Below are 20,775 nucleotides of genomic sequence, written 5' to 3' on the forward strand. Positions count from 1 at the left end.
GTGAACACACGTGGGAGGTTCCCTCATGCGACGACTCGTTCGTGGCCGGGTGGCGATCGACGCCGCCGTCGGCCTGCTTACCGTCGCGGCCGTGGCCGTGCCCTTATCGGCGGCCGGACCGGCTGGGGCTGCGGCTGGTCCGAGCCGGGCGGCGGCGCGGTGGAGCGCCGCGTCCCCCGGCGGGCGCACGGTCTACGTGACGAACAGCGCGAACGTCGGCGGCATCGCCAACGTCACCCGCTTCTCGATCGGCGGCACCGGCGCCCTGACGCCGGTCGACGCGGTGACGCTGGGCGACCGCGGCGGGGCGCGCAGCATGGTCTTCACGCCCGACCTGCGATTCGCCTTCCTGGCGAACACCCTGGTCAACCGGGTGGTGAGGTTCCGGATCGGGTCCGGTGGCGCGCTCGAACGCCTCGGCGAGGTCGAGACCCCCGGGCCGTTCGCGATGGCGATCGCCCCGGACGGAAAGACGATCTACGTGAGCAACTCGGGCACCCGCCTGCTGTCGCCGTTCACGGTCGGGACGAGGGGCGAGCTCACGCCGCTGCGCCCGGTGGACACCGGGGCGGAGGCCGCCAAGGGCGTCGCCGTGACCCCGGGCGGCCGGTTCGTGTACGTCAGCCACGGCTCGACACGCGACACCACGCCGACCGTGATGACCGGCTTCGCCCTGCGAGCGGACGGCTCCGTCGGCCGCGAGGTCGCGCGGAAGGAGATCGGGATCTCCGGCGCGGAGACCGTCATCACCCCGGACGGCCGTTTCGTCTACGTCGTGAACCAGATCTCGAACGACGTGCACGGGTTCCGCATCGGCTCCGGCGGCGCTCTCACGCCCGTGCCGCGCTCACCCGTCGGCGGCGGCGACTTCCCGGAGGGCGCCGGGATAAGCCCGGACGGACGCGGCCTGTACGTCGCCGCGGTCGGCGTCGAGGGCAACGACCCGGACGCGCGCGCGGGCCAGGTGCTGGGCTTCACGATCGGCGACGACGGGAGCCTCACCGAAAAGCCCCGGCGCGTCACGATGGCCAGTCCGATCGGCGTCGGATTCTCGGTGGACGGGCGCCACATGTACGTCAGCGACTACACCGAGAGCATCGTCAACGCGTTCGCGGTGGCCCCGGACGGCACGCTCGACCTCGTCCAGACGGCCGCCTCGAACGGCCCGCGCCCCGCCTTCCACTCGATCAACGTGCTGCCCTCGCGCAGGACCGCGTCCCGCGCCCCGCGATAGGAGACCGGTGCCTGACTTCGTGGTATTCGTGTGCTAGATCCGATCTAGCGGGGTGCCGCGCGGGTTCTGGCGCCTTCCGGGTGAACACCCGAGGATCTAGGGGGAGGCACCCGATGACCCATGACGCGGCGCCCCTGCGGGTGGCGGTCATCGTCGGCAGCACTCGCGAGGGACGGGTGGGCGACCGGATCGGCTGCTGGTTCGCCGAGCAGGCACGGCGGCGTGACGACCTTGAGGTCGCCGTCATCGACCTGCTGGACGCCCGGTTCCCGGCCCGGTACCCGAGGACGGTCACCCCGGGGGTCGCCGAGTTCACCGCCCAGGTGGGCGGCGCGGAGGCCTTCGTGGTGATCACCCCGGAGTACAACCGGAGCTTCCCGGCCGCCTTGAAGGAGGCGATCGACTACGCCTACGACGAGTGGCAGGCCAAACCGGTCGGCTTCGTGTCGTACGGGATGGGCTCCACCGGGCTGTACGCGGTGGAGCAGCTCCGCACGGTCTTCACGGGCCTGCACAGCGTGACCATGCCCTGCTGGGTGAGCTTCGACCTGCTGGACGGAAGCGTCGACGACTGCGGCCGCCCGTGCCAGGCGGACGTGCCGGCGCAGAGCGTCAGGTCGATGCTCGACCAGCTCACCTGGTGGGGCCTGGCCCTGCGGGCCGGTCGCGCGGCGCGCCCCTACGTCTCCTGAACCCCCACACACGGAGAGGACACATCATGAGTCAGCACGATTTGGCGATCGAGACCGAGGGGCTGGTCAAGACCTTCGGGAAGACACGGGCCCTGGACGGCCTCGACCTCCAGGTGCCCACCGGCATGGTGTACGGCGTGCTCGGCCCCAACGGGGCGGGGAAGACCACGGCCGTGCGGGTGCTGGCCACCCTGCTGCGGCCCGACGGCGGCCAGGCCCGGGTGTTCGGCCTCGACGTCAAGAAGGAGGCCGACGCCGTCCGCGGCAAGGTGAGCCTGACCGGGCAGTACGCGTCGGTCGACGAGGACCTCACCGGGACCGAGAACCTGATCCTGCTCGGCCGGCTGCTGGGCCACCGCAAGCCGGCGGCCCGGGACCGGGCGGGCCAGCTGCTGGAGGCCTTCGGGCTGACGGACGCCGCCGACAAGCAGGTCAAGAACTACTCGGGCGGGATGCGGCGGCGCATCGACATCGCGGCCAGCATCCTGAACACCCCCGACCTGCTGTTCCTCGACGAGCCCACCACCGGCCTCGACCCGCGCAGCCGCAACCAGGTCTGGGAGATCGTCCGCCTGGTGGTGGCGCACGGCACCACGGTGCTGCTGACCACGCAGTACCTCGACGAGGCCGACCAGCTCGCCGCCCGGATCGCGGTCGTCGACCACGGCAAGGTGATCGCCGAGGGGACGCCGGGAGAGCTGAAGTCCTCGATCGGCGCCGGCGCGGTGCACGTCCGGCTGCGGGACGCGGCGCAGCGTCCGCAGGCCGAGGAGGTGCTGGCCCGGGAACTCGGCGCGTCCGTGCAGCTGGAGGCCGACCCGGTCGCGCTCACCGCCCGCATCTCCGGCGACGAGACCAAGCTCGGCGCGGCGGAGCAGGCGTCCCGCGCCCTGGCCGAACTGTCCCACGCCGGGATCACCGTGGACGACTTCTCCCTCGGCCAGCCCAGCCTGGACGAGGTGTTCCTGACCCTGACCGGTCACCCCGCCGAGGACGACGCGAAGGAAGCAGAGGTGGCGGCATGAGCACCACGACACACGAGACGACCGCTTCGCCGTACGTCCCGTCGGCGGAGACCCTCAGCACGGTGCTGGCGAGGGGCGACCGTCCGGCGAGACCGGGCGCCCTGTCGACCTCGATCACCTTCGGCTGGCGGGCCATGCTGAAGATCAAGCACGTGCCCGAGCAGCTGTTCGACGTCACCATCTTCCCGGTGATGATGGTGCTGATGTTCACCTACCTGTTCGGCGGCGCGCTGGCCGGGTCGACCAAGGAGTACCTGCAGTTCCTGCTGCCGGGGATCATGGTGATGAGCGTGGTGATGACCACCATGTACACCGGCGTCGCGGTCAACATCGACATCGAGAAGGGCGTCTTCGACCGGTTCCGCACCCTGCCGATCTGGCGGCCGTCCCCGATGGTCGGCTACCTGCTCGGCGACATGTTCCGCTACACCATGGCGTCGATCGTGATCCTCGTCCTCGGCCTGATCCTGGGCTTCCGCCCGGACGGCGGCCCGATCGGGGTGGTGGCCGGGATCGCGGTGCTGGTGGCGTTCTCGTTCGCCTTCTCCTGGATCTGGACGATGGTCGGCCTGCTGATGCGCGGCGAGAAGGCGGTGATGTCGGTCAGCATGTTCGTGCTGTTCCCGCTCACCTTCCTCAGCAACGTCTTCGTCAATCCGAACACCATGCCCGGCTGGCTTCAGGCGTTCGTCGACGTCAACCCGGTGACGCAGGTGGTGGACTCCGTCCGCGGCCTGATGGCGGGCGACGCCGACGGCGGCGAGCTCATGTGGGTGCTCGTCTGGGGGATCGTGCTCGTCGCGGCCTTCGGAACGGTCACGATGCGGCTCTACAACCGCAAGTAGTCGGGACACCGAGATCGCCTGGCCGCCCTCACAGGCGCCAGGCGATCTCGCGTTCCGGCCGGTAGGAGCAGGACGACCCGGTGGAGACCGCGTCCCTGAGATGGGCGGCGAGCTCGGGGTGCCGCTGGTCGAGCTTGCGCAGCGTGTCCTTGATGCGGGCGGTGACCGTCTTGCGGGCCCGCTCGGCCTCGTCGCCCAGGCGCCGGGTGCGTCCCGCCAGGCCGGCGGCGGCGCGCAGCTCGTCCAGCAGCGCGGCCCGTTCCCGGTCGTACTCGGCCGCGCGCCGGTCGTCGCCGAGGGACGCGGCCTGGTCGATCTCCTCGTCCAGGACCTCCAGGCGGCGCTTGTACCGCGCCTTGGCCTCCTCGTCGAGCACGGCGTCGCCGCCCATCCGCCGCGCCGCGATCACGACCTCGCCGCCCTCCGGGCTCAGCAGCCGCACGGCGGGCACGTCAGCGCCTGGACGTTCCAGCAGCGTGTGCAGGTCGTGCAGGCCCTTGCCGTCGGGTACGTGGACCGTCCGGCCGGCGTACGTGAGCGTCCAGACCTGCCCGTCGAAGCGGAACACGTTCCCCGGCTCCGCCGGAACCGCGGGCTCGGCCCGAAGCTCCTGGACGCGCTGCCGGACGTGCCGCATCCCGATCTCGGCGGCCACCCGGGCGGCCTCGTCCAGCAGTTCGGCGGCGGCCTCCGCGTCGCCCGGCCCGCCACGGCCCAGCAGGGCCTCGGCCAGCCGCGACCTGGCCTCGGCCGACCAGGGACGCGACTTGAGCAGGTCGGCGGACCGGGAAGCCTCGGTGAAGCCCGCGATCGCGTCGTCCCAGCGCTCCTCGGCCAGGTCGGCCAGCGCCGACCAGTGGATCATGGGCCCGCCGATGTCGCAGCCCCACATCGACACCGCCCACAACCCCGCGTACGGCGCGAGGTCCGCGCGCGCCTTCGCGCAGCGCACCGGGTCGCGCAGAGCCGCCGCCACCTGCGCCTTCAGCCGCAGCCACATCGGCATGATGGTGGGCGGATACGGCTCGGCGACATCCTCGTACCGCTGGACGTGGGCCAGCGCCGCATCCACCTCGCCGCGCTGGACCGCCGTCAGGGCTTCGAGCAGCCGCGCGTACGGGTGAGCGACGTCGGTCAGGGCCCGGTGCACCGCGTCCGAATCGTCGAACCGGCCCTCCAGCAGCCGCAGCGCCCACCGCAGGTGCCGGAACATGATCGCCCACTCGCCGGGGAGCAGCGTGCCGAAGGCGTCCGCCTGGTCGAGCAGGTCGTCGGCGGCGTCGAACCGGCCGAGGAAGCCCGTGATGATGCTCTGGTCGGCGATCGAGGCGAGGCTGAACCGGGGCCGCCCGTTGCGCTCGGCCTGGGCGACGAACTCGTGGTACTGGTCGAGGAAGCGCGGGTCGCCCTGCTCCAGCAGCGCCACCCAGCGCAGCGACCCGGCGAAGTGCTCCATCACGTGGTCGCCGGTACGGCGCCCGACCTCGGTCATCGCCCTGGTCAGCGCCTCGCGCTCGACCGCGGTTCCGGGCCCCCAGATCAGGGCGTGCCGGGCCCACAGGCTGAACGAGAGCGCCTCGTCGTCCCCCGCCTCCTCGGCCGCCGAGCCCAGCTGGACCGCCAGCTCCTGAGCGAGGCGGTCGCTGGACCCGGGGCCCGCCGGCACCTCGTCGCCGGACGCCTTGCCCGTGCTGACCAGCAGGTCGCGGGCCTCGTGCAGGAGGTCCACCTTGAGCGCGGCCCGCTCGGCGTCCTCGTCGTAGAGGTACAGGCCGAGCGCTACCCGGGCGAGCATCTCGGGGGTGCCGAACGAGCGGGCGGCCGTGACGGTCTCGTCGAAGATCCGCCGGCTGTCGTCATGGTCGCCCAGGGCGCGCAGCTGTCTGCCCAGGTCCAGCGCGACCCGCAGGCCCGCGGTCGAGTCGGGGCCGGCCCGCTCCAGCGCCCGGCGGTAGTGCCCGGCGGCCTCCTCGAAGGCCAGCCGGTCGCCGGCGTCGCGGGCCGCGGCCTCCAGCAGCTCCACCGCCCGCGCGGTCTCCAACTCGTCGCCGGACAGGTGGGCGTGCCGGGCCAGCTCGGTCACCAGCATCTTGTCGCGCAGGGCCGGGGCGGCGTCGACGGCCTCGACGACCGCCGCGTGCCGCCGCCGCGCCGCGTCCTCGTCGAGCGACTCGTACAGCGTCTCGCGGACGAGGTCGTGCGCGAACGCGAACCGGCCCCCGCCGAGTGACGTCACCAGCCGGGCCGACGACGCCTGGTCGAGCAGCCGGTCGACGCTGGCCACCGGCGCCGCCGCGCAGGCCGCGAGGACCTGGCGGTGGAACTCCCGTCCGAGCACCGCCGCGTCGGTGAGCAGCCGGGTGACCGCCGCGGGCAACAGCGACAGCCGCCGCCGCAGCGCCTCCCGCACGCCGGGGGCGATCGCCGTGACCGAACCGCCGCTGCGCCACAGCCTGGCCGTCTGCTCCACGAAGAACGGGTTGCCGCCGGTCCGGCGGTGCACCTCGGTGACGAGGCCGTCGTCGGGCGGCCGCCCGGCCGTCCGGGACATCAGCGCGCCGACCGCGTCCCGGTCGAGGCCGGTCAGCGTCACCGTGGTCGCCTTCGCCACCAGCGTCAGCATCCGCGACCGCAGCGGGTGCTCGGCCCACTCGACCTCGACGTCCCGGTACGTGCCGACGAGCAGCAGCCGTTCGAACCACGTGTGCTGGGCGGCGAACTCCAGCAGCTTGAGGGACGCCGGGTCGGCCCAGTGCAGGTCGTCGAGGACGACCACCACCGGTCGGCACTGTGAGACCGACACGAGCGCAGTGGTCACGGCGTCGTACAGCCGGAACCCTTCGGCGGGGTCGCCGGTCCCGGACTCGCCCAGCAGCACCGACAGCCCGCCGGCCGTCGCGCCCTCCACCTCCGCCCACTCCTCAGGGGCGGCGACGCGGCGCAGCGACCGGATCACCTGGACCCACGGCCAGTAGCCGGGGGCGCTGTCGGAATCCCAGCACGATCCGCTGAGCACGAGCGCGCCCTGCCGTCTGGCCTCCTCCACGGCCTCGGTCACCAGCGTGGTCTTGCCGATCCCGGCCTCGCCGGTGATCAGGACCAGCCCGCCGTGACTGTCGGCGGCCCGGCCGATCTCGGCGCGCAGGACACCGGCGGGGTGGTCCCTCCCGATCAGCACTGGTGTCATTTTGGGCGGTCGGCTTTCGTCGGCGGCGCTTGCCGAAACGGTATCCGGTCAAGCCGTCACCTGTCGTGGACCACCAGAGCGGGAGGGCGCCTGCTCCACCTAGGGGAGGAGGTCGGCGGTCGACGCCAGCGTCCCGTGGACGACCGTGCCGTAGGAAATGACCGTGCGCACGTGCAGGTCGTCCGTGAGGACGACGAGGTCGGCGTCCTTCCCGGGCTCGATGCTCCCGGTCTGTCCTCCCAGCCCGAGCATGCGCGCCGGCGTGGTGGCGGCGGCGACGGCGGCCTGGGTGATCGGGACTCCGACGCAGCGGACGGCATGGCGCAGCGCGCGGTCCATCGTGAGGGTGCTGCCCGCGTTGGTGACGCCGTCGAGCAGCGTGACCTTGCCGTCGCGGGCGAGGACGGGCAGTGGCCCCAGGTTGAACCGTCCGTCGCTGACCCCGGCCGCCGGGGTGGCATCGGTGACCAGGGCGATGCGTTCGGCGCCCGCGGCGGCGAACGCGAGGCGTGTGGTCGCGCTGTGCAGGTGGACGCCGTCGTTGATGAGCTCGCATGTGACGTTGTCGTGGGTGAGCGCGGCGCCGGCCGGACCCGGCTCTCGATGGTGGAACGGCCGCATCGCGTTGAACAGGTGGGTGGCCATGCTGGCGCCCGCCTCGAACGCCTGGTGCGCTTCGTCGTAGCTGGCGTCGGTGTGCCCCACCGCCACGACCGCGCCCGAGGCGACGACTTCGCGGACGAGGTCCATCCCGCCGTCCAGTTCGGGCGCGAGGGTGACGGTGCGGACGGCGCCGTCGCCGCTGGCGAGCAGGTGCCGCAACGCGCCGACGTCCGGCGCGAGGACGTAGTCGTTGTGATGGGCGCCCCGGTGGTCCGGGTTGAGGAACGGCCCTTCGAGGTGGATCCCGGCGATCGACCGGTGCAGCGGATCGGGTGACCGCATGAGGGCGGCCACCGTGCGGGCCGCGGCCGCCATCTCCTCGACCGGTGAGGTGACGAGGCTGGCCAGCGTGCGCGTGGTTCCGTGACGGCGGTGAAAGGCGATCGCCCGCAGGATCTCCTGTGGATCCTCCGTGGTGACCTGAGCGCCGTCGCCGCCGTGCATGTGCAGATCCACGAACCCGGGCAGCACGTAGTCCGATCCGAGATCGTGAACCTCGCCGTCGGCCGATCGCGGCGGGTCTCCGGCTCCCACGGCCGTGATCCGGAGACCGTCCAGAGCGACCCATCCGGGATCCAGTAGCCGGTCGGGTGTCACTACGCGGGCGTTGGCGAGGATCATGGCCTTCCCCTTTGTCGGGTGTCGTCGGCTGCTGGGAGGGATATTATCTTCTCTCAGAGAAAATAATCTAGGCGCAGGGACGGGACTCTTGGTCGCGATCGGTAGGCGAGGTGTCGGCGACGACGGCGGGTCGGCGGCGGCGCGAGTCCTCACTCTGTTGCATCGGTCCGGCCCGCTGACCCGCGCGGCGGTCACGGCCGAACTCGGGCTGGCCGCGAGCGCGGTGGGCGCCGCCCTGAGCGACCTGACGGAGCTGGATCTGGTCCGCGTCGGCGAACCGCCACGCCGTTCCCCCGGCGCCCCGGCCGGACGCGGCAGGCCGTCTCCCGTCGTCGAGGTGAATCCCGACGGGCCCGTGGCCGTCGCCCTCCAGCTGAGCGCGGACAGGATGACGGTCGGCCTCGTCGGACTCGACCGCAGGATCGGTCACGTCCGCGAACGCGTTCTGAGCAGGGCCGAGACGGACCCCGGCGTCCTCATACCGATACTGGCCGGCGCGGTCTCCGACGCCGCGCACCGGACCGACCGCCGATGCGCTGGGGTGTGTATCGCGATGCCCGGCTTCATCAGGGAGTCTGACGGCTTCGTCCGGTCCGCCCTGAACCTGGGCTGGGACGGCGTACCGCTGGCGCGGCACCTGGCCGGGACGATGCCGACCGCCATCCCCATTGCCGTGGGACGAGCCGCGACGCTGGCCGTCCTGGCCGAGTTCCGTTACGGGGCCGGACGCGGCGCCACGAGCATGCTGGCCTTGAGCTGCGAGCATGTCGGCATCGGCGGCGGGTTCGTCGACGCGGGCATACCGCTCACCGGCGCCGGCTACGCCTTGGAGGCCGGCCACATCATCGTGGAGCCCGGGGGCCTGCGATGCCCCTGCGGTGCACGCGGCTGCCTGGAGATGCACGCCGACGCGCGCGCGCTGTCACGCGCCGCCGGACGTCGCCCCGACCGCGGCCATGCCGGCACCGTCGCCGAGGTCTTCGACGCCGCCGCGGCCGGTGACCGCGCCGCGGGGGAGGCGGTCCGCGTCACCGCCGGTCACCTGGTCACGGGCCTGACCAGTCTCGTCAACACGCTCGCTCCAGAACGCGTGGTGCTCATGGGCTTTCTGGCCGACCTGTACCGCGCCGCCGGGGACTTCGTGCGCGACGGGCTGATGGCGTCGTCCGTCGTCGCCCGCACCGGCCACATTCAGATCGTCACAGGCGATCTCCCAGCCCCCGCCCTCGTGGGCGCGGCCGAACGAGCCTTCGCCCCACTGCTCAGAGAACCGCGCACGGCCCTGCCCGCCGCCCCGTCATGAGCCCGAAGACCCGGCGTTCATCGGTTCGGGAGGCCGGTGGGACGGCGGCCGGTTCGGGGGCGTTGCGGGGGCGTGGCGGTTTCCCCTCGGGTTCCGGTGTGCCGCGCGGGGGTGATTTGAGGGTCAGGCTGGACAGGACGGTTGTCGCGAGGGCCATCACGACGAGCATGGCGAACAGGCGCTCGGTGATGAGGCCGAGCGTGAGCCCGATGTTCAGCATCACCAGCTCGGTGACGCCGCGCGCGCTCATCATCATCGACAGGTCTCTGGTGTCGCGCCAGCTCAGGCCCGTGAGCCGGGCGCTGGAGGCGGTGGCCGCGCACTTGGCGGCGACGGCGGCGGTGACGATGCCGGCGCAGAGCGCGATGTTGGTGGTCCCGGCGAGGTCGCCGAGGTCGGTCTTGAGCCCGATGAGGGCGAAGAACAGCGGCAGCAGGAACCACGAGGTGAGGCTGTTGACGGTCGTCGCCAGGCGCGTGATCACCGGTGCCGTGCGCGGCGCGACCAGTCCGGCGAGGAACGCGCCGAAGATCATGTGGACGCCGACGAGTTCGGTGATCAGCGCGGAGACGACCAGCCCGCCGAGGCACGAGGCGACGAGCGCGCCGGACCACCGGTGGTCGTGCTGGGCGGCGCGGGCGAGGCGTGCGACCAGCGGGCGGGCGGCGAACCACATGACGAGGGCGAAGCCCATGGTGAGCGCCAGTGTCAGGACAGGGCCGTGGTAGCCGTCGCCGTGGATCAGGGCGATCACGAGCGCGAGGATCGCCCAGGCGGTGATGTCGCAGACGGCCGCGCCGGCGAGTCCGAGGGCGCCGGTGCGGGTGCCGATCCGGCCGCTCTCGGTGAGGATCCGGGCGAGCACCGGCAGTGCCGTCACGCTGAGCGCGAGGCCGACGAACAACGTGTACGCGGCCTGGGGGGCGTCCGGCGGACGCAGGCTCGCGGGCAGCCACATGGCGAGGAGCGCGCCGGTCAGGAGCGGGAGGGCCAGGGTGCCGTGTCCGATGACCAGGGGGGTCGTGCCGGATCTGCGGAGCAGGGTCACCGGCAGTTCGAGTCCGATGACGAACATGAACAGCAGCACGCCGAGCTGGGCGAGGACGTTGATGAGGTCGTAGGTCTCGTGGCCGAAGAGCGCGGTCTGGGCGCGGGGAAGCAGCGCGCCCAGGACGGAGGGGCCGAGCGCTATGCCGGCGATCATCTCGCCGACCAGCCGGGGCAGGCCGAGCCGCCGGCAGAGCAGGCCGCCCGCGTGCGCGGTCAGGATCACGATGGACGCGGACAGCAGTAACCGGAAGACCGTGCCGGAGGTGGTCGTGGTGTCGGCCGGCGCCGTCCCCGTGTTGTGCGTCCCGTATCTGATCAGGAGGAACACGGCGGTGAGGGGGACGATCACCACGACGGTGTAGGCGATGGCCGAGCGGTATCGGCGGGCCGTCGCGGGCCGAGGGTCCTGGCCGGCGGTCATCACGGTGTCTCCGGGGTGTCGGCCGCGTCAGGCTCGCGGCCCTGCGTGGTCGCGATCACCAGCGCCGCCAGCACCGCGGACGCGCAGCCGAGCAGGCCGACGGCGGAGAGCGGGAGAACCGACAGGGTGCTGGCGCCGACGCCGAACCCGAGCCCCTGCGCGGTGTTCAGCAGGGCGAATCCCTCGGCGCGGCGCGTGGGCGGTACCCGGGACTCGGCGGCGACCGAGCTGACCGCGCTGAGCGGGGCCGTGCACAGGCCCGCGGCGGCGGCGCCCACGAGCATGACGGGCAGGTTGGGCGCGAGCGTGACCGTGAGGCCGCCGCCGGCCAGGACCAGCAGCAGCACCACGGCCAGGCCGACGGTCGCCCGCCGGTCGCGCAGGGAGTACACCGCGCCGCCGCCGATGGCCGCGGCGCACAGCGTGGCCACGAGGATCGAGGCCAGCCCGGTGCCCCCGCCGTAGCGGTCGGCCAGGGGCAGCGCGGCGACCTCGATGGTGCTCAGCAGGTGCCCGAGGGCGAACACGCCGAACGCCCAGCCGAACAGCGGCTTCACCAGCGCGCCGGCCGGACCCACGCGCCGCCCGGTCCTGGCCCCGGCCTGCCCGCCGGGGACGAACAGCGCCGCCGCCGCGGACGCCATCGCCATGATCAGGATCGGGGTGGTCGCCGAGATCTGGGTCAGCAGCGCCACCAACAGCGGACCGCCGACGATCACTCCCTCCACCAGCATCGCGTTGACGGCGACCGCCCTGGCCAGCAGCGACTCCCCGACCACGGCCGTCAGCAGCGCGCGCAGGCCGCCCAGCAGCCCGCCCCCGAGCGCGCCCACCAGCACCGCCAGCGCGATGAGGACCACGGGCGGCATGTCGCCCAGGGACGCGGCGAGCAGGCCGAGGTAGGCCGCCCCGCGGAACACCAGCAGAACCCGCAGCGGGCGCGCGATGCCGAAGCGGTCGAGCAGCCGGCCGACCGGCATCGCGCACACCACCTCAGCGATCATGATGGCCGAGACCATCGCGGCTCCGGTGGTGTAGGAGCCGGTCACCGCGGCCGTCAGCGCCGTGAACGCCAGCGGCGCCATCGCGATGGGCAGCCGCGTGAGCTGGGCCCCGGCGTACCACTGCAGGCAGGCCGTGTTCCGCAGCAGCGGCCACGGGCCGGGACCGGCGGCGCCGGTGTCGGCCGGCGGGTCCTTGGCGGTCATCGCGGTCCGGCCTGGCCGCGCCCATCGGCCCCCAGGACGATCTCGACGGCGTCCCGCGCCGCGCTCAGGGCGGCCGCCACCTCGTCACAGGTGTCGCCCCGGGCCATCAACCAGCCGACGCGGCCGTAGGCGTCGACCGCCGGGCCGACCGGCGTGCCCCGTTCCGCGGTGATCCTGACCTCGACCACGCCGGGCACCGAACGGGCCTCGTCCAGGCCCCGGATCTCCTGCACGACGCCGCGACCGGACGGGAGCAGGAACTCGATCCCGGCGCAGCCGTCCATCCGGTCGGGCAGCGTGTACTCCGCGCCCGCGGCCGACTTGAGCTGGCATTCGATCAGGTCGACGCCCGTGGCCAGCCGGATCAGCTCGGGGATCATGCCGCCCGCGAGCCGGGGGTTGATCTCGATGATCGCGGGCCCGTCCGGTGTCAGCTTGACCTCGGTGTGCGTCGCGCCATGCGAGACGCCCGCCGCCACGAGCGCGCGGCGGACCATCGCGGCCATGTCGGCGACCACCGGCTCCGGCAGCGGCGCGGGCAGGATGTGCCGCCGCTCGACGAAGTGCGGCGGCTCGCCGCACGTCTTCTCAACGGCGGTCACCAGGGAGTGCACACCGTCCGCGCCGAACATCTCCAGGCTGTACTCCGGGTGGTCGAGCAGCTCCTCGACCAGCACCTTACGGGCCGCGGACTGGCCGCGTCCGTTGGTCGTCCGCGCCAGGATGCGGGCCGCCTGCCGCCGGGCCTCCTCGACGGTCTCGCAGCGCAGCACGTCGGTGGACCCGGAGTCGTTGACGGGCTTGACGACGCAGGGCGGTCCGAGGCGGGTGAACGCGGCGTCCACCTGGCCCGGGTCGGTGATGACCTCGTAGTCGGGCTGCCGGACGCCCGCCTTGCGCAGCGCCTCGCGCAGCGCGGCCTTGTCGCGGCAGGTCGCGACGGCGCCGGGGGCGTCGCCCGGCAGTCCGAGTTCCGCGGACAGCGAGGCCGCCGCGTCCAGGTAGAACTCGCTGGTCGTGGAGACGCCCGCGATGGCGCCGCGGTCGAACTCGGCGTTCAGCGTCTCGCGGAGCGCGGACAGGTCGTTGGTGTCGCAGTCGACGATGCGCGGCGCCGCGGTCTCAAGCCCGCGGTACCGGCCGGGGTCGCTGGTGACCAGCACAGGCTCGAAGCCCAGCGAGCGGGCGCGGCGCAGCGCCAGAATCCCCGAACCGGTCGTGTTCGACTCGATGAACACGAAGGTCCTCGACCGCCGCCGCTCGTTGAGGACGGCGTACGACCACCCCGACACCGGTGTCGCCGGCTCCACCTGGCGCGGCCTGCGCGCCACCGGTTCGGCCTTCAGCTTGCACTCGTCCCAGTAATGGTCGCTGTAGACGGTCTCGATGTACCGGTCGCCGCGGTCGGCGAAGATCCCGACGATTCTGGTGCCCGGACGGGCACGCGCCGCCAGGCCGCGCAGCACCTTGTAGACCGAGCCGGAGGTGTTGCCGTAGAACAGCTTCTGCTCACCGGCGAGCTCGCGCGTGGCGGCGAACGCCTCATGGTCGTTCAGCCAGTGCACCTCGTCGATCGTGGAGCGGTCGACGTTCGGCGGATGGAGGCTGTTGCCGAGCCCCGACTGCCGCCGGCCGGGAGTGTCCGGCTGGTCGAAGATGACGCTGCCCACGGCGTCCACCCCCACCGTGTAGAGGTCCGGCATCAGCTCGCGCAGCGCGCGGGAGGTGCCGCACAGCGAACCGCCGCTGCCCACCGCGCCGACCAGGATGTCGATGCGGTCGAGGTCGGCGGCCAGTTCGCCGGCCAACGGCGCGTAGGACGCCGGGTTCTCGGGATTCTCGTACTGCCGCACCCAGTAGGCCCCGGGGTTGGCGTCCATGACCTCCGCCAGACGGGTCAGGCGCGCGCCCTGCCAGCCGCGGTCGTCCATCTCCTTGACGATGTGCACGACACAACCGAGCGCGTTGAGCTTCGCCAGCGTGACCGGGTCGATGCGCGGGTCGGTCACGATGTGCACGGGATGGCCCAGCAGCGTGCCGACGAGCGCCACGCCGAGGGCCATGGTGCCCGACGAGCTCTCCACGATCGGCGCGCCGGGCCGGAGCTCCCCGCGGCGGCGCGCCTCCTGCAGCGCGTGTTTGGCCATGCGGTCCTTGATGGCGAAGAGGTTCTGCGCCTCCAGCTTCGCGTAGACCTCGGCGTGTTCGGCCGCGGGGATGCGAAGGCGGACCAGCGGGGTGTTTCCTATGGCGTCGAGCAGGCTGTCGGCGTACATGGCTGCCTCCGCCTCCTTGTCTTCCTGTCGGTCATGCGACGTCGTCGGCCCGCGGCCGCCGGGCGTCCCAGGGGGTCAGGGACCGCTGTCCGGCGCCGCCCGGCCCGTGCTCGGGTGGTCGTGCGTCGTCGAAGGTGAGCGTGTGGAAGAGGCTCGCGTTGCCCGCGAGCTCGCGGCACTCGGCCGCAATGCTGATGATCTTGTCGGAGTAGGCCGGATCGGACGGGTCGAGCAGGACGCCGACCATGGTGCCGCTGTGCGCGGTCGCGACACCGGCGCCGCGGTGCCGGGCGCAGATGTCGACCATCGCGTCCAGCGTCCGCTTCGGCTGCAGCTCCTGGTTGAGCTCGGCGCTGCGCGTGCTCACCGCGCCGATCGTGGCGAGGTCGCCGCGGGCCACCGCCGTCGCCATCCGGTCCAGCAGGTCCGCGTACGTGGCGCGCTGGGCGGCGGTGAAGGGCTTCGGTATGCGGTTGAAGGCGACCGTGTCCACCGAGCCGCCCTCGTCGAGGGCCACGATCGCGAGCGGCGGCAGGGAGCCGAGATACGCGCGGAGCCGGACGCTTCGATGGTGGTAGGCCACGACGCCCGGATAGAGGACCCCGTCGGTCGGCTCCATGCGGCGCAGGAACGCCTCGATGCGGGTCGGCGGCATCTCCAGGTCACAGGCGTTCGCCACCGCGCGCGCGGTCGCGACGAGGTCCGCCGAGGAACTGGCCATGCCCTTGCCTTCCGGCAGGTCGCTGACCACGCGGAGCGTCCCGCCGATGGCCATACCGGCGCTGCGCAGGATCATCCGCGTCAGCCGCAGCGCCTTCGTCTTCACCCTCGGCACGACCCGCAGTTCGGTCGTGCCGGCGTCGCCGCAGAACGTCACCTGGGACCAGCGCGCGACCGGCAGGGTCACGAGGAAGTCGCCGTCGCGTTCCGGCAGCGTCCCCTGAAGCAGCTCACCGAAGGTGCCGAAGGCGGTGCTGACGCCGGTCACCCCCGAGTAGGGGACGGTGGTCATGAGCGTGCCGGACGTCCCGCCGGCCGTGCCCGTCTCTCCCGTGGTCATGGCCGCGCTCCCTCCGCCGGGACGAGGGCCAGGCGCCGGTCGAGCTCGGCGAGGCCGGCGTCCACACGTCGCCGGCGTTCCCGCCAGCGGTCGAGCTGCCCGGCCAGGCGTGAACGCTGTCCGGCCAGCATTTCCCGGACCGCGTCCGGACGGGTCGACCCCGCTGATCGCTTGGTCAGCAGCGCACGGTCGACGTCGAAGGCCTCGTCCAGCCACCGCCCGGGCCGCCGGACGGCGTGCCCGTGCCGCCGTGCCACCGCGCTCAGCAGGGCGGCGTCCGGACGGTCCGGTGGGCGCCCGGCGCGGACCGAGGCGACGATGAAGGCGCCGGCCACAATCTGCGCCTCGCGCCAGGGCAGGTCCTCGTGCAGCGTCAGCAGGTTGGCCAGCGTGAATCCTCCGAAGTGCTCCCGCAGGCAGGCCGCTCTCATGATCTCGTCACGGAACGTCAGATGGGTCGCTACCCCGGTCAGCAGCCGCAGAACCGACTCCGCCCGGTCGAACGCGTCGGCGACCGCGCTCCCCGCCTCCTTGGAGACCTCGATGCCATTGCTGTACGGGGTGGAGCGCTGCGCCAGCGCGACGCCCAGATACGCCTCGGACAGCCGCGCCGTGCGGCCGCGGATGCGTTCGAGCACGGGGAAGTTCTTCTTCTGCGGCATCGCCGAGGAGATGCCGGACCACTCGTCGGGCAGGTCGATGAACTGGTGGCCCGCCCCGCCCCAGGTCATCAGGTCGGTCACGAACCGGCTCATCACGACGCCGAAGTTCGAGATCTCCGCCACCGACTCCAGCGCCCAGTCCCGGCCCGCGACCGCCTGGAGGGCGTGCTCGCGCGGCGCCGCGCAGCCGAGCAGGCGCGCCATGACGTCCCGGTCCCATGCCAGCTCCTGACCGGCCATCGCGCCCGCGCCCAGCGGGAGCCGGTCGGCCGAGTCGTAGGCCGCTTCGAGCCGGTGCGCCGTGTGCAGGACCTGGGCGGAGACGGCGGTCAGATAGAACGCCGGGCTGATGATCTGCGCCGGTTGCAGGTGCGTGTAGCCCGGCATGACCATCTCGACGGTCCGGTCCGCCAGGTCGTGCAGCCGCGTCGCGAAGGACAGCAGCGTCTCGGCGAGAACCCGGAGGCGTTCCCGGAAGTGCAGCATCTGCGCGGAGGCCTGGAGGTCGTTGCGGCTGCGGTCCACGTGCCAGCGGGCGGGCAGCTCGGGGACGCGAGCGGCCACCCGGCGTTCGAGGGTGAAGGCGGCGTCGGTCATGGCGTCCGCCGCGCCGCCGGCCATCGCCGGTCCGGTCACGGACGCGAGCGCGGCCGCGACGGCGCGCGCGTCGGCGGCGCTGATCAGGTCCATCCGCAGGTATTCGAGGACGAGCACCTGCTCCAGCCGGACGTACCAGGGGAGCAGGTGACGGACCTCGTAGTCGAACTGCGGCCGCAGGACCTCCTGGGTCATGACGGCGCCGGGATCGGCGCCGATACGGCCGGTCAGCGCCGTGACGCCGGGCCGTTCGTCCCCGCGTGGGAGACCGGACATGGCACACATTTCCGCTACCTCAGCCGCCGGTGGGGTCGTCCAGCGCGGCGCGGATGATCCGCGCCACCTGGGCGGCCTGGGTGCGGACGAAATAGTGGCCGCCCTGGTCGATCACGTGCGCGCAGACCCCGAGCTCGGCCAGGGGCAGCCAGGAGCGCTGGTGCTCCGCCGCGTCCGGGGACCGGGCGTCGTCCGCCGCGGTCACCAGGTCGATCCGGCCGCGCAGCCGGTGCTCGCCCGGCCGGTCCACGGCGGCGCGCAGGAACCGGCCCGCCGCTCCCACGTCCTGCCGGACGGCCGCGGCCACCAGCGCGACCCGTTCGTGGTTGAGGTGGTCGAGCATGACGAACGCGCTGGCGTCGCGCAGCCGGGCGACGATCTCCTGGTCGTTCTGCGCCGCGATCGCCGCCGACTCGGCTCCGATCCGCTCCGCGTCCAGCCGAGGCGGCGCGCCGAGGAAGACGCGTCGCACGTCGTGCCGGCCGTCCTCCAGCAGGCGGGCGACGCCCACGGCGAGCGCGGCGCCCGCGTCGTGCCCCCAGAGCACGATCGGTCCGGTCCCGAGCGCGGCGATCTCGTCGCGCAGGATCCCGGCGATCTCGGCCACCTCGGTCTCGGGACGGCCGTCGGCGAAGTCGTGCCCCGGCAGCTCCACGCCGTACACCTCGACACCGGGATCGCGTTCCCGCAGTTCCCGCGCCAGCGCCTGGAAGTTGATCGCGTTGCCGCCCGCGTACGGGACGCAGACGAGCGTGGCCGTGCGGGTCCCGTCGGGGGCGGTGAGCCGCTGGAGCATCCGCCGCCCGGCCGTTCCCCCGGCGCCGCCCGCGCCGTCCCCGCCGGGCCGTTCCATCTCCGCGGCGAGGTCGCGCAGCACCGGGCTGTCCATGATCTGCTGCAGCGACACGCGGCGATCCGCCTTGACGACCAGCCGGACGGCGGCGAGGGAGGTGCCGCCGAGGCCGAAGAAGTCGTCGTCGCGGCCGATGTGCTCCAGCGGGACGCCGAGCACCTCCGCCCACGCGGTCGCCAGCAGCATCTCGGCGTCGGTGCGCGGCGCCGCGTACGGCGCGTCCGCGTGGCCGAGCGCCGCCGCCAGCGCGGTCAGCGACCGCTTGTCGACCTTGCCGTTCTCGTTCAGCGGCAGCCGTTCCAGGCGGTGGCAGTACGCCGGCAGCATGTACTCGGGCAGCGCCTCGGCGAGCCGGTCGCGCAGCCGGGCGCCGTCGACGGACGGCTCCCCGCTGAAGAAGGCGACGAGCCCGGCGTCCCGGCCCTCGCCCGCGACGATCACGACGGTCGCCTCGCGCACCCCCGCGATCGCGAGCATCCTGCTCTCGATCTCGCCAATCTCGATCCGGAACCCGCGGATCTTCACCTGCTCGTCGCGGCGGCCAAGGTATTCGATCTTGCCTTCCGGCAGCCAGCGGCCGTAGTCGCCGGTCCGGTACATCCGCTCGCCGGGGTGGTGCGGATCGGAGACGAACGCCTGCCCGGTGCGCTCCGGGTCGTTGATGTAGCCGCGCCCGACGCTCATCCCGGCGAAGACGATCTCGCCGGGCGAGCCGAGCGGCACCGGCCGCAGCCGGTCGTCGACGATGTACGCCCGCACGTTGCGCAGCGGCCGGCCGACCGGCACGAAGTCGCGCTCGGGGACGGCGGACAGCACCTCGTGCATGGTGTCGTCGCAGACCTCCGTCGCCCCGTAGGCGTTCACCAGCGTGATCCCCGGGAACCGCGCGAACCAGCGGCGCACCAGCTCGTACTTCAGCGCCTCGCCGGTGACCGAGACGGAGCGGACCGCGCCGAGGTCCACCGGGTGGCGGTCCACGTGCGACAGCAGCGTGTCCAGGTAGGAGGGCACGAGCTGCAGGACGTGGACGCCGCGCGCCGCGACCTCGGCGATGAACCGGTCCGGCTCCAGCAGCGTGCCGGTGTCGACGATGTAGGTGCTGGCGCCGACGGCCAGCGGCGCGATCGCCTGCCACAGCGAGATGTCGAAGCACTGCGACGCGGTCTGCGCGACGACGTCGCCCGGCCCGACCCCCATGTCCGCGATCTTCGCGAACAGGTGGTTGACCAGCCCGGCGTGTTCGCACATGGCCCCCTTCGGCTCACCGGTGGAACCGGACGTGAAGTACACGTAGGCGAGGCCGTCGGGACGGACGGCGTCCAGGTCCCGGGGGGTGGCGTCGTCGCCGGAGGGGGTGACGAGGGCGCACTCCTCTCCGGCCACGGCGCGGGCCGCGGCCAGGGCCTCGGCGCCGGGAGCGTCGGCGAGCGCGTGCCGGCAGCGGCTGCGGCGCAGCTGCGCGGCCACCCGTTCCGCCGGGAAGTCCGGCCGTACCGGCAGGTAGACGCCGCCGCAGCGCAGCACGCCGATGATCGCCGCCAGCCAGTCGAGATGGCGGTCCATGACCACGGCGACGACGTCCTCGGGGGCGACGCCGCTCCGCAGCAGCGCGCCGGCCACCCGGTCCGCGGCGGCGTCCAGGTCGCGGTAGCTCCACCGCAGGTCACCGTGCCGCGCCGCGGTCGCGTCCGGACGGTCGGCCGCCTGGCGCCGGAAAAGCTCGTCGAACGAGGCGCCGGGCGCCGGTTCGGCCGGCCCGGCCAGGCCGTCCACCTGAGCGTGGATCTCCTCCTGCGGCAGCAGTACGTGCCGGTCGTGCGGCCGGTCGAACTCGCGGGCCAGCAGGACCAGCGCGGTCCGGAAGTATCCGAGGAGGCGTTCGGCGTGGGCGCGGTCGATGAGGTCGAGCCTGTGGCGGGCGCGCAGGAGCAGCTCGCGGTCGCCACTAAGGACGGTGTCGTCACGAAGGACGGTGAGGTGCCAGAGGCCACCGGCGGTTCGCGGCTCGTCCCCGCGGGGCCGGTCGAGGCACGACAGGTCCAGCGTGGCCTCGCAGTTCGTGCAGCGGGTGCGCGCGCCGGCCGCCGCCACGGCGGCGGCCGTCAGCTCGGCCCAGGTTCCGTCGGCCACGGTGCACCGCAGCACGGTGCCGGAGGTGCGCTCGCCGGCCGTGTGCGGGACGTAGCCGCTGACGACCTCGCGCTCCTGCGACAGCACGCCGAGCACCTTCAGGTGCGCCGCCAGCAGCAGGTCCTCCAGCGCGTGGCCGCGCTCGGCGGCGACGCGCTCCAAGGCGGCGGTCGTGCCCGCGGGCAGGAGGACCTCGTGGTGACCCCAGCCTTGGGCTGCGGGCGCGTCCAGCGCGCGCCAGCGCGGGATCATCCGGTGCGCGGCGGTGACGCCGGGCGCCGGGTCGGCCACGGGAACGGCGGGTCCGGCCATCGTCTGTGTCACACGTCCTCCTCGGTCGTGCCGGACAGCACGCGGCGCAGGCTCAGCGGGCGCATGTCCGTCCAGACCTCGCGGATGTGCCGGAGGCACACGTCCTTGTCGCCGGCGGTGCCCTCCGCCGCCCAGCCCGGCGGCAGCTCACGCGCGACCGGCCAGATCGAATAGGTCTGCTCGTCGTTGACGACCACTCGGTAGGCGCGGTCGGTCGTAGCGGAATCGGCCATCTCGTGTTCACCCGCCTCCTGCGTTGGGCTTCCTGCCGCACACCGTCGCGGACCGTCCTATCGGGCGCCTTTCGAGCCGCCATCAGCACCGTCCGCCGATCACGGAGAGGCCCCCGAAAGCGCGCCC

14 protein-coding genes are annotated in these 20,775 nt (G+C 73.1%); 5 read left to right on the forward strand and 9 right to left on the reverse strand.

Going from position 1 to position 20,775, the window contains the following annotated elements; genetic code table 11:
* The first annotated feature begins 25 nt into the window (after positions 1-25).
* From ACH34T_RS22940 to ACH34T_RS22955, 4 genes are all read left to right on the forward strand, one after another.
* A complete protein-coding gene (locus tag ACH34T_RS22940) occupies positions 26-1,234 on the forward strand; it encodes a lactonase family protein (RefSeq protein ID WP_395994258.1) in 1,209 nt (402 codons plus the stop codon).
* A 113-nt stretch (positions 1,235-1,347) separates the two neighbouring features.
* The gene (locus tag ACH34T_RS22945) at positions 1,348-1,926 is read left to right on the forward strand and encodes an NADPH-dependent FMN reductase (RefSeq protein ID WP_395994259.1); all 579 of its coding nucleotides are present in this window, start codon (positions 1,348-1,350) and stop codon (positions 1,924-1,926) included.
* A 26-nt stretch (positions 1,927-1,952) separates the two neighbouring features.
* On the forward strand, positions 1,953-2,951 hold the full coding sequence (locus ACH34T_RS22950) for an ATP-binding cassette domain-containing protein (RefSeq protein WP_395994260.1): 999 nt from the start codon (positions 1,953-1,955) through the stop codon (positions 2,949-2,951).
* On the forward strand, positions 2,948-3,796 hold the full coding sequence (locus ACH34T_RS22955; protein WP_395994261.1) for an ABC transporter permease: 849 nt from the start codon (positions 2,948-2,950) through the stop codon (positions 3,794-3,796). Before ACH34T_RS22950 ends, ACH34T_RS22955 begins: the two co-directional genes overlap by 4 nt.
* 28 nt (positions 3,797-3,824) lie before the next feature.
* On the opposite strand, the gene ACH34T_RS22960 is transcribed toward ACH34T_RS22955, so the two are convergent.
* Positions 3,825-6,983 (reverse strand): ATP-binding protein, encoded by a 3,159-nt coding sequence (locus tag ACH34T_RS22960; RefSeq protein ID WP_395994262.1) that lies wholly within the window; start codon positions 6,981-6,983, stop codon positions 3,825-3,827.
* A 99-nt stretch (positions 6,984-7,082) separates the two neighbouring features.
* Entirely contained in the window at positions 7,083-8,267 is a 1,185-nt protein-coding gene (nagA, locus tag ACH34T_RS22965) for an N-acetylglucosamine-6-phosphate deacetylase (RefSeq protein WP_395994263.1), read from the reverse strand.
* A gap of 88 nt (positions 8,268-8,355) precedes the next feature.
* Here nagA and ACH34T_RS22970 point away from each other — a divergent pair, with 88 nt between their 5' ends.
* A complete protein-coding gene (locus ACH34T_RS22970) occupies positions 8,356-9,570 on the forward strand; it encodes an ROK family protein (RefSeq protein ID WP_395994264.1) in 1,215 nt (404 codons plus the stop codon).
* Here the strand turns inward: ACH34T_RS22970 and ACH34T_RS22975 are convergent.
* Genes ACH34T_RS22975 through ACH34T_RS23005 form a run of 7 tightly spaced genes read right to left on the reverse strand, consistent with a single transcriptional unit; the run spans position 9,530 to position 20,648 of the window.
* Complete coding sequence (locus ACH34T_RS22975; protein WP_395994265.1) at positions 9,530-11,041, reverse strand: cation:proton antiporter; 1,512 nt, start codon at positions 11,039-11,041, stop codon at positions 9,530-9,532. The genes ACH34T_RS22970 and ACH34T_RS22975 overlap by 41 nt on opposite strands.
* The gene (locus ACH34T_RS22980) at positions 11,041-12,249 is read right to left on the reverse strand and encodes an MFS transporter (protein ID WP_395994266.1); all 1,209 of its coding nucleotides are present in this window, start codon (positions 12,247-12,249) and stop codon (positions 11,041-11,043) included. Before ACH34T_RS22980 ends, ACH34T_RS22975 begins: the two co-directional genes overlap by 1 nt.
* The gene (locus ACH34T_RS22985; protein WP_395994267.1) at positions 12,246-14,525 is read right to left on the reverse strand and encodes a pyridoxal-phosphate dependent enzyme; all 2,280 of its coding nucleotides are present in this window, start codon (positions 14,523-14,525) and stop codon (positions 12,246-12,248) included. Before ACH34T_RS22985 ends, ACH34T_RS22980 begins: the two co-directional genes overlap by 4 nt.
* A 31-nt stretch (positions 14,526-14,556) precedes the next feature.
* Positions 14,557-15,585 (reverse strand): hypothetical protein, encoded by a 1,029-nt coding sequence (locus ACH34T_RS22990; RefSeq protein WP_395994268.1) that lies wholly within the window; start codon positions 15,583-15,585, stop codon positions 14,557-14,559.
* Entirely contained in the window at positions 15,582-17,120 is a 1,539-nt protein-coding gene (locus ACH34T_RS22995) for an argininosuccinate lyase (RefSeq protein WP_395994269.1), read from the reverse strand. The genes ACH34T_RS22990 and ACH34T_RS22995 overlap by 4 nt, the downstream gene beginning before the upstream one ends.
* Positions 17,121-17,139: 19 nt before the next feature.
* Positions 17,140-20,427 (reverse strand): amino acid adenylation domain-containing protein, encoded by a 3,288-nt coding sequence (locus ACH34T_RS23000; RefSeq protein ID WP_395994270.1) that lies wholly within the window; start codon positions 20,425-20,427, stop codon positions 17,140-17,142.
* The gene (locus tag ACH34T_RS23005; protein ID WP_395994271.1) at positions 20,424-20,648 is read right to left on the reverse strand and encodes an MbtH family protein; all 225 of its coding nucleotides are present in this window, start codon (positions 20,646-20,648) and stop codon (positions 20,424-20,426) included. Before ACH34T_RS23005 ends, ACH34T_RS23000 begins: the two co-directional genes overlap by 4 nt.
* Positions 20,649-20,775: the final 127 nt, after the last annotated feature.

The sequence above is a fragment of the Actinomadura sp. 9N215 genome, from assembly GCF_044326345.1.
GTDB lineage: Bacteria > Actinomycetota > Actinomycetes > Streptosporangiales > Streptosporangiaceae > Spirillospora.